Below are 8,966 nucleotides of genomic sequence, written 5' to 3' on the forward strand. Positions count from 1 at the left end.
TTGGTAGTCAGTCTGTTTATAACATTGAAATATACAATTAATCTTTTGATATAATGGGGTATAGTATTAAAGAAAAATCATCGCATTTTTGATTAGGCTCTTTTTTATATACAACATGGTCAATTATAGTTTTAAGTAATATATTTTTCAGATAAGGCTCTTTCTCTTCTGTGTATTCTCTTAAAACTTTTTCAAGTTGAGGAATAATTTGCATTCTAACAGTGCTTTTTTCCTTTGCTATTTTAATATCTATATTTACTTTATTTATAGAATTTTTAACATCTTCTATACGTGATGTAAGTATATTTGAACGTTCTATAAATACATCTGAACTATATATTCCTTGTTCTAAAAAATCATGTAATCCTCCCTTTTGTTTCTCTAGGTTCTCAAGTTCTTTTTTTAAGGATGTTAGAGTACATTTTAAATTATCTTCAAATTTATCTTTAAAAACAAGTTCTTCTTTCAAAGATAGCTTATAATCTGTTAGCCATTTACTTAAAACCTCTAAAACTTTATTTTCTAATATGTATAATTTAGTAGATTTGTTTTTACAATTAGTGCAGACTATATATTTTTCATATCCTTTTGATGTTGTATTAGATTTTGCAACTAAAGTATGACCACAATATCCACATTTTATAATTCCAGCTAAAGGATTGGTTATTTTATTGTTTGGAGTAGGTGAGTTACTGCGTTTTTTTCTTATATCTTGCGCTTTATTCCATATTTCTTCGCTTATTATTGGTTCATGTTTTCCTTTTACTTCCATTTGTTCCTCGATGCCTCTAGTCCTACTAGAATTTCTTTTTCTCTCAACTTTATTCCATACTATGTAGCCACAATATACTTTATTTTTTATAATATCTCTTACACCTTTTTCATACCAAGTTCTACCTGTTGTGGTTTTATAACCAAGTTCATTTAGATACTTGGATATTTTACAGGCTCCAATTCCTTTTAAATACATATCAAATATCATTTTAATAACATTTGCTTTATCTTTATTTACTACAAGAATTCTTTCTTTATTGTTTAAGTATTTAATATCATATCCATAGGGAGGAGACTGAGCAATAAACTTACCTTCTTCAATACTTTTAATTTTACCTCTTTGCATACGCCTAGATATTAGTTTTAATTCTTTACGAGCCATAAAAGCTTCAAATTCAGAATATTCTTCATCAAATTCGTCATTCAAATCATAAGTTTTCCTAGGAGTAATAATTTTTGTTTGAGACTTTTTAAAAGTATCTAATATTAATCCTTGGTCTTGCATATTTCCACGTCCTAAACGGTCAATATCCATTACTAAAACAGCATCATAATTATTACTTTTAACTTCATCTAGTAGCTCTAACATCTTAGGCCTATATTCTATACTTTCTCCAGAAATAAGTTCCTCTTTAACATCAATTACATTTAAGTTTTGTTCTTTTGCTAGTTTTAGTAGTGTTGTTTTATGTCTACCTAAGGTTTCAAACTCACCTCTGTGTTCTGCTTCTTCATCAGCTCTGCTTTTTCGCAGATAAATAGAAACATTCATTAAATCACACTCCTTGAATATATTATATTCAGCAGTAAACTGATTATATTTAAAACATAAAAAATAAACATGTAAAAAATAGATTTTATTTTTTAACATGTTTATTTTCACATATATATTCAAGTCTTTGTTATTATAAATAGAACTTCACTTTTGCATAAATTCTATCTTTCTATTTCTATATATCTATATAAATTAAATTTATAGGCTATTTTTTTATAACAGGTATCCATACTTCAAACTTAGAATTTTGTGGGTCTGGATTTAAGTAAAGTTCAATATCAGGACCATTGTCATACTCATATCCGGAAGTAGGTAACCATTCTGTTACAATACGTTTTTCTAGTTCTTGTATAGCTTGTGGGCATTGTCCTTCTCCAGAAAATATTGCCCAAGTAAAAGGTGAAATAGTATATTCATCTAATTTATCATCTATGGATTCTGTGCTTGCAACAGAGATAAAGTATTTCCACTCTTCTGAATCATTACACACACTTACACCTAATACACCTTTTGGTTGGCTATTCATCATAGGTAACAGTTTTTGAATAGTTCCATCTAATGCAGATTGTTGCCACATTTTTGGAACAATCTCAAAGTTTTTTTCTAACTCAGTGTGAAGGCGTTGAGATACACCAACAATACGAAATTCTTCTTTCTTTTCAATTCTATAATTCATTTCTTCAGCTCCTTTTATAGTAATTTTAAAGCTAATTGGAGGAAAGGCCTTTAAATTTATTGTTTCTCCTTTTTGTATAATTGATGGTGCAATACCATGAATACTTTTAAAGGCACGATTGAATGCTGTTGGAGAAGTGTATCCATATTTCAAAGCTACATCAATTATTTTTTTATTATCATTTTGTAATTCTACAGCAGCCAAAGACATCCGTCTGCGTCGAATATACTCAGAAAGAGGTACATCTGCCATATAAGCAAACATCCTTTGAAAATGATATGTAGAACAACAAGCTATTTTTGCCAGTTGTTCATATTCAATTTCTTTTGTTATATTTTCTTCAATATAGTTAATTGCTTTGTTTAGTTTTTCAATCCATTCCATAAAATCAGCTCCTTGTACTTTTTATAATACCTATTTTTAAATAATTCTTCCTCTCTTTTTATGCACAAATTAACTAGCATAATAAAGTATAGATTTAGTATTGAAAATCAACTTAAATATTAAATCTTAAGTATTAAAGTTATTAATTATATAATTTTTTTATATTTAGTATATCATAGTTTAGCACTTAATTTTATTAGAGTATAATGGTTTTAATTTACTACATAAAGTATCTAATTAAGTGCTTAACTGTATGGAGTATTTTGGATATATATTGCTATTTTTCATAAATTACACTACTTAAATACTTATAAATATTAATTAAGAATAGGACAATTTTTAATATACATAAAATATAAGAGAGGAGGGGATTTGCATGCCAAAGATAGAAAAAGATTTGGATGGTACAACTACTATAACATACTTTGATGATGATGTAGATGTTCCAACAGACGATAATGGTTATAAAATATCCATGACAGTACTACATGGAAATACTGTATGCCATGTAGTATCTCCTGAAACAACACTAGGAAGAAAGTTTACAATAGGAGAAAAACAGGATAAAGATGATAGAATATATAAAGCAATAGAAAAAATAATGATAGATAGACAATTAAAAGTACAAAACTCAAATAAGGAAGTTGCTAGTAATTAGCACTTCTTTATGATATAAAATAGGACAAATATATTTAAAAACTTAACATTAAAACTTCACTAGTTAATTTATAATAAATCTTTAACTAATAATATACTCATTAAAACTTAGATTACATATGATAATTTCTTATAAAATATTGTTAAGATTTGAAATATCAGTATTATTTTAAAATTTAATTTATTGTATAAAAGAAAACTGGTATACTCTTACTAAAGTAAGTTATATAATTTTTAAAATTTATTACTATAAAAGATTATAAAATAGAAAATAACTATCATAAATATTTTATGTTTAAGGAGGAGAAGATGGAAATTAGAAACGCTGTAATAGATGATGTAGAAAATATAAGTAAGATTTATGCTCAAAGTTGGAAAACAGCATATAAGGGAATTATACCACAGAGTTATTTAGACGATTTAAAGGACGATTTTTGGGTTGAAACTTTTAAAGATTTAATTGGAAACAATAAAATAACAGCTAAAATGATTTTTGATAATAATAAACCAATTGGTTGTATTGCTTATGGCAACTCAAGGGATGATACTTTAAAAGATTGGGGCGAGATAGTTTCATTGTATTTACTTCCTCAGTATTTTGGAAAAGGTGTTGGAAATGAAATATTTCAAAGTGCTCTAGATGATATGAGATTGTCAGGATTTAGTAATATTTATCTTTGGGTATTAGAAGAAAACCAGAGAGCGAGAAAATTTTATGAGAAACATGGATTTTATTGTAATAATGATGTATATACTATTGAGATTATGGATAAAAAAATTACTGATGTACGATACATTTATACTTTCAAATAAAATATAAACTTTATATAAACACTACCTTAGATTATCCAAATCAAATATAGTTATTAAAAATAAAAGCTACCTCTAAATATATAAAATATTTGGAGAGAGCTTTTATTTTTATTTTCAGATAGTATATAAGTTTCAAATTATTATTGATAAATATTAAAGAATATATTTTATAAAATAATTTTTTAATACTGACTTTTTGAAACTGTAAATCGTTATATAAGATAGTAGAAGTAATTTACACTAGATAAATCAATTTTATAAGGATAAAATTACTTAAAGTTTTCAAATTACAAATACTAAGGAGGTAGATTATGAAATTTGATATAATGAAGTTATTTGTGTGTGGATTACCAATATGGGTAATAGTTAGGGTAATTGTACTTATAAATAAGTATAAGAATAAAGAGAAGTATATTTTTTTAAAAGAAATAATGGTCAACATATTTATACTTTATTTATTTATATTAATAAGTTTAGTCATTTTGCCAATAGATACAGATGAAAATTATTTCTCAGGATTTACGATTTATGAAAAAATGAATATAAATCTATTGCCATTTAGAGATTTCATAGAAAATAAGTATACAAATATAAATCTTATAAAAAATAATTTAATTGGCAACACTTTGTTGTTATTACCATTTACATTATATCTATGTTTAATAAAATCAAGTTTAAGAAATTTTAAAAAAACAATTATAGTTAGCTTTTTAATATCATTATCAATAGAAACTATTCAATTAATTATGAACTGCATGTCTATAGTTCCACAGTTAAGAGCTGTAGATATAGATGATTTGATAATGAATACTTTAGGTGGTTGTATTGCATACATTATATTCAAATTATCTTATAGAGGAAAGCTTAAACTTTTTATAGACAAGATATACATAAATAAGGAATTAAATAGTGACTCACAAGAAGCTCTTGAAGAGGATATTAAAATTTATAAACAGGATATTTTAAGAGAGGATAATTAAATTATAATCAATATTTAGTTTTATATATTATACTTAAATTTAAAATAGTTATCAATAAGAGTTTAGCGTTAAACAAAACAGCAAAACAAGGAATAAATAGGGCATTATCTAAAGGTATAAAGTCATTTGAAGATTATCTTTGTTTTAATCGTTATATAGAGTGATGGAGGTGATAATAGTGAATGATTCTAGGATTATAGCACAAATAAAAACAGGTAAAAAAGAATTATTTGATACTTTAATAGAGAAATATTATAATAGCGTCTATTGTTATTGTTATCGCCATGTAGATAATCAAATGACTGCACAGGACTTAACTCAAGATGTATTTGTAACAGTTATAAAAAATATAAGTAATTATAAACACTATGGTAAATTTGAAAATTATTTATATGTTATTGCTAGAAATAGGTGTAAGGATTTTTGGAAGAAAAAACAACCCCTATATTTAGAGTCACTAGACAAAGAAGAATCTAAACAAGAATTAGTAGATGTAGAAAACAAAATATTTGTAAAAGAAGCTTTGACTAAATTGCCAGAAACAGAATTTGAAGTAGTAATTTTGCGGTATTATCATGATTTGAAATTTAAGGATATTGCTAAAGTTATGGATTCCAGTGTATCTGTTACAAAGTATAGGATGAGTATGGCCTTAAAAAAATTAGAGGCATATATGGAAGGAGGCAAACTATGAATAAGAAAAAAATCAAAAAAAGTTTAATGGAGTATACAGTTCCTAAATATGAAGTTTCAGCTTTTGAAAAGACTATTAAAACAATACATAAAATGACGTTTAGTAACGCTGATAAAAGGATGAATAGTATAGATTTTTTTATCTCTCAAATTGGTTTTATACGAAAAAGAACCTGGATTATACAATTTCTAGTGTTATGTACAATATGTGCATTACTATTCAATACATCAAGAGATAATAACTCATTTTATGAAATATTATCCTTGGTTTCTGTAGCAGTTCCACTTTTTATATTGACTAATATAGAGGAGATAGCAAAAGTATATAACAATAGTGTATTGGAAATAGAATTTTCAACAAAAAATACATTACATAAAATTATTGCTACTAGAATGATTGTTTTTGGAGTAAGTGATTTATTATTTATGTGCGTTATTTTATTACTAGCAAAACAAATAATTGATATCAATACCTTGTATATAATAATTTATATATTAGTACCTTTTAACTTAATGTGTATTGGATGCTTAGAAATTATAAATAGAAATAGAGGTAAGTATACAAATTACTATTGTATGATTTATGGTACATCTCTTGTCTTGTTAATATTTATGCTTGGTACTTTTAAAAACAGTATATATCAATTTGAATCAATAGAGCAATGGTTAATTATTTTTTTAGTGACATCAGTAATATTAATACATGAAATAAAAAAAACATGGAAACATCTTTGTTCATTTGAAAACATTATTATCTAAATAATAAATAACAATATATAGTATTAGGAGGAATTGTATGGAACTAAGTTTAGAATGTCTAACAAAACAATATGATAACAAAATTATAGTAGATAGGATAGAATTCAAGCTAAATGAAGGTATATATGGATTCTTAGGAGAAAATGGAGCAGGAAAAACAACTCTTATAAGAATGATTTGCGGAGTATTAAGCCCAACCTCTGGAGAAGTGAAGATAGATGGTAAAAATAATTTGGATATGGGAGAAGATTTTAGAGATATGATTGGATATCTTCCTCAAGAATTTGGATATTATCCAGACTTTACTGCAAAAGAGTTTATGTTATATATAGCTTCATTGAAAGGGTTAACTCCTAGTTACGCAAAAGAAAAATCGCAAGAATTATTAGAGTTGGTTGGATTGTCAGGTGTCGTTAATAAAAAAATAAGAACATTTTCTGGTGGTATGAAACAAAGACTTGGGTTTGCTCAGACATTGCTTAATGACCCTAAAATTTTAATATTAGATGAGCCAACAGCTGGTTTAGACCCAAAAGAAAGAGTCCGTTTTCGTAATTTGATTTCAGAATTCTCCAAGGAAAAAATTGTAATTTTATCTACTCATATTGTATCTGATGTAGAACATATTGCAGATAAAATTTTAATACTGAAAAAAGGGAATCTCATTTTGGATGGTTCAGTGGAAGCAGTAACATCAAAAATAGAAGATAAAGTATGGAAATGTGTGGTTAATGAAAATGAAGTAGATTATATGGCTAGTAAATATTGTTTGGTAAATATTCATCACTCTGGAGGTGTTGCCACTCTTAGAATTATAAGTGATATAAAACCACATGATAATGCATGTAATCTAAGACCAACATTAGAAGATTTATATTTATATTGTTTTAATGAAGTACAATAAATATGTGTGAGGGGATAAATATGTCTACATTAATTAAGTTTGAATTAAAAAAGATAATAAAAAGAAAGTCTACAATAGCAGTTGTTTTAGGAAGCTTGATTTTAAGTATATTTCTTTTTGCCTTAATGCCACTCAAAGAAAAATCCTATGATGAGAATGGTAAAGAGTATAGAGGGCTACAAGCTATTGAACTTTCAAAACAACAATCTAAATTAAACGAGGGATACATAACAGATAAAAAAATAGAAAACTCAATCAGAGAATATCAAAAAAATTTTAATAATCCAAATAATATTGTAAAAGATGAAAATGGATTTTCAAGTTTTAAGCAAGGCGTTTATTGGAGATTCTTTTATCCAAACAAAACATTTTATAACTTTATAACAGAATCATATAATGCACCAAATGATTTTAATTCTATGATACTTCAATCAATATCATTAAAAAATAGAACTAATTTTTATAAGTTTAGAAATGAAAAAGTAAATACAATATTAAACAGTGAATATTCAGATGGAAATTATGCACAAAAAGAAAAAGAGTTTTGGTTATCTAAGAATAAGAAAATAAATGAACCCTATTTAAATGGATATTATGAAGGCTGGAATTATTTTTTACTGGGTAGAGACTTACTAATTTTCACTATATTGGCTATCTGTATAAGTATAGCTTCTGTATTTTCAGGAGAATATCAATCAGGTACTGATTCAGTGATATTGTCTTCTAAATATGGAAAAACAAAAGTTATAACAGCTAAAATAATAAGTTCCTTTTTATTTGGGACAATTGTTTTTATAATAAATACAATTATATCTATTGGAATTCTTATATTGTCTTTTGGAGTAGATGGATGGAATTTACCATTACAACTTACAGTGAGCTCAACACCATACCCAGTTACATTTTTACAAGCAACCTTATTGAGTATTTTAGTTATCTATATGATATTAATAGCATTAATTGGATTTACACTTTTATTATCTTCTTGCATGAAATCGCCTTTTCCAGTTTTAATTACAGATATAGTGTTACTATTTATACCACTATTCTTAAAATATAGTGAGACAAATTGGCTATATAATCAGATTCTTCGAATTTTACCATCAAATGCTATTTCATTCTCATTTTCTGAGTATGTAAACTACAGATTTGGAAACTTAATAATAGATTTACCTACAATGATTATTTTTACAGGTTTAATATTATCAATTATTTTTTTACCTTTTGTTAAGAATAACTTTAGAAAACATCAAGTTAATTAATATATAATATAGAAATATATGAAAAAAATAATAATACAAAAAAGACATGAATGAAGAGTAATTCATCTATGTCTTTTTATATTATCTTGACATTAAATTTAGTAATAATTATATTATATGTATTTTAGATGCTATAAATCACAGTTATAAACAGACTGATTTTTGGTAGTCAGTCTGTTTATAACATTGAAATATACAATTAATCTTTTGATATAATGGGGTATAGTATTAAAGAAAAATCATCGCATTTTTGATTAGGCTCTTTTTTATATACAACATGGTCAATTAT

9 protein-coding genes are annotated in these 8,966 nt (G+C 25.7%); 7 read left to right on the top strand and 2 right to left on the bottom strand.

Annotated features, from left to right (window positions below):
• Positions 1-37 precede the first annotated feature (37 nt).
• Both IC214_RS07485 and IC214_RS07490 read right to left on the bottom strand, forming a co-directional pair.
• Positions 38-1,546, bottom strand: coding sequence for a recombinase family protein (locus IC214_RS07485; RefSeq protein ID WP_227483099.1), 1,509 nt, complete (start codon positions 1,544-1,546; stop codon positions 38-40).
• 208 nt (positions 1,547-1,754) lie between these two features.
• Positions 1,755-2,609 carry an AraC family transcriptional regulator gene (locus tag IC214_RS07490; RefSeq protein ID WP_227823879.1) on the bottom strand — a complete coding sequence of 285 codons (855 nt, stop codon included), beginning with the start codon at positions 2,607-2,609 and terminating at the stop codon, positions 1,755-1,757.
• 376 nt (positions 2,610-2,985) lie between these two features.
• Here IC214_RS07490 and IC214_RS07495 point away from each other — a divergent pair, with 376 nt between their 5' ends.
• The 7 genes from IC214_RS07495 to IC214_RS07525 all read left to right on the top strand — a co-directional run bounded on the left by IC214_RS07495 (position 2,986) and on the right by IC214_RS07525 (position 8,677).
• Positions 2,986-3,267 (top strand): hypothetical protein, encoded by a 282-nt coding sequence (locus IC214_RS07495; RefSeq protein ID WP_227437616.1) that lies wholly within the window; start codon positions 2,986-2,988, stop codon positions 3,265-3,267.
• 308 nt (positions 3,268-3,575) lie between these two features.
• Entirely contained in the window at positions 3,576-4,079 is a 504-nt protein-coding gene (locus IC214_RS07500; RefSeq protein WP_227483097.1) for a GNAT family N-acetyltransferase, read from the top strand.
• Positions 4,080-4,390: 311 nt separating this feature from the next.
• Positions 4,391-5,059, top strand: a complete 669-nt coding sequence (locus IC214_RS07505; protein ID WP_227437614.1) for a VanZ family protein — start codon at positions 4,391-4,393, stop codon at positions 5,057-5,059.
• 178 nt (positions 5,060-5,237) lie between these two features.
• Entirely contained in the window at positions 5,238-5,753 is a 516-nt protein-coding gene (locus tag IC214_RS07510) for an RNA polymerase sigma factor (protein WP_227836551.1), read from the top strand.
• The gene (locus tag IC214_RS07515) at positions 5,750-6,511 is read left to right on the top strand and encodes a hypothetical protein (protein WP_227437610.1); all 762 of its coding nucleotides are present in this window, start codon (positions 5,750-5,752) and stop codon (positions 6,509-6,511) included. Before IC214_RS07510 ends, IC214_RS07515 begins: the two co-directional genes overlap by 4 nt.
• Positions 6,512-6,548: 37 nt before the next feature.
• On the top strand, positions 6,549-7,415 hold the full coding sequence (locus IC214_RS07520; protein WP_227437608.1) for an ABC transporter ATP-binding protein: 867 nt from the start codon (positions 6,549-6,551) through the stop codon (positions 7,413-7,415).
• A gap of 20 nt (positions 7,416-7,435) precedes the next feature.
• On the top strand, positions 7,436-8,677 hold the full coding sequence (locus IC214_RS07525; protein WP_227437606.1) for an ABC transporter permease subunit: 1,242 nt from the start codon (positions 7,436-7,438) through the stop codon (positions 8,675-8,677).
• The last annotated feature ends 289 nt before the right edge of the window (positions 8,678-8,966 follow it).

Origin of the sequence: Clostridioides sp. ES-S-0190-01 (assembly GCF_020658275.1) — a bacterium.
Lineage (GTDB): Bacteria > Bacillota > Clostridia > Peptostreptococcales > Peptostreptococcaceae > Clostridioides.

Excerpts from the sequence above, each read along its gene's own strand:
- IC214_RS07515 (WP_227437610.1), top strand. The coding sequence starts at position 5,750 with ATGAATAAGAAAAAAATCAAAAAAAGTTTAATGGAGTATACAGTTCCT.
- IC214_RS07485 (WP_227483099.1), bottom strand. The coding sequence starts at position 1,546 with ATGAATGTTTCTATTTATCTGCGAAAAAGCAGAGCTGATGAAGAAGCA.
- IC214_RS07520 (WP_227437608.1), top strand. The coding sequence starts at position 6,549 with ATGGAACTAAGTTTAGAATGTCTAACAAAACAATATGATAACAAAATT.
- IC214_RS07495 (WP_227437616.1), top strand. The coding sequence starts at position 2,986 with ATGCCAAAGATAGAAAAAGATTTGGATGGTACAACTACTATAACATAC.
- IC214_RS07525 (WP_227437606.1), top strand. The coding sequence starts at position 7,436 with ATGTCTACATTAATTAAGTTTGAATTAAAAAAGATAATAAAAAGAAAG.
- IC214_RS07500 (WP_227483097.1), top strand. The coding sequence starts at position 3,576 with ATGGAAATTAGAAACGCTGTAATAGATGATGTAGAAAATATAAGTAAG.
- IC214_RS07490 (WP_227823879.1), bottom strand. The coding sequence starts at position 2,609 with ATGGAATGGATTGAAAAACTAAACAAAGCAATTAACTATATTGAAGAA.
- IC214_RS07505 (WP_227437614.1), top strand. The coding sequence starts at position 4,391 with ATGAAATTTGATATAATGAAGTTATTTGTGTGTGGATTACCAATATGG.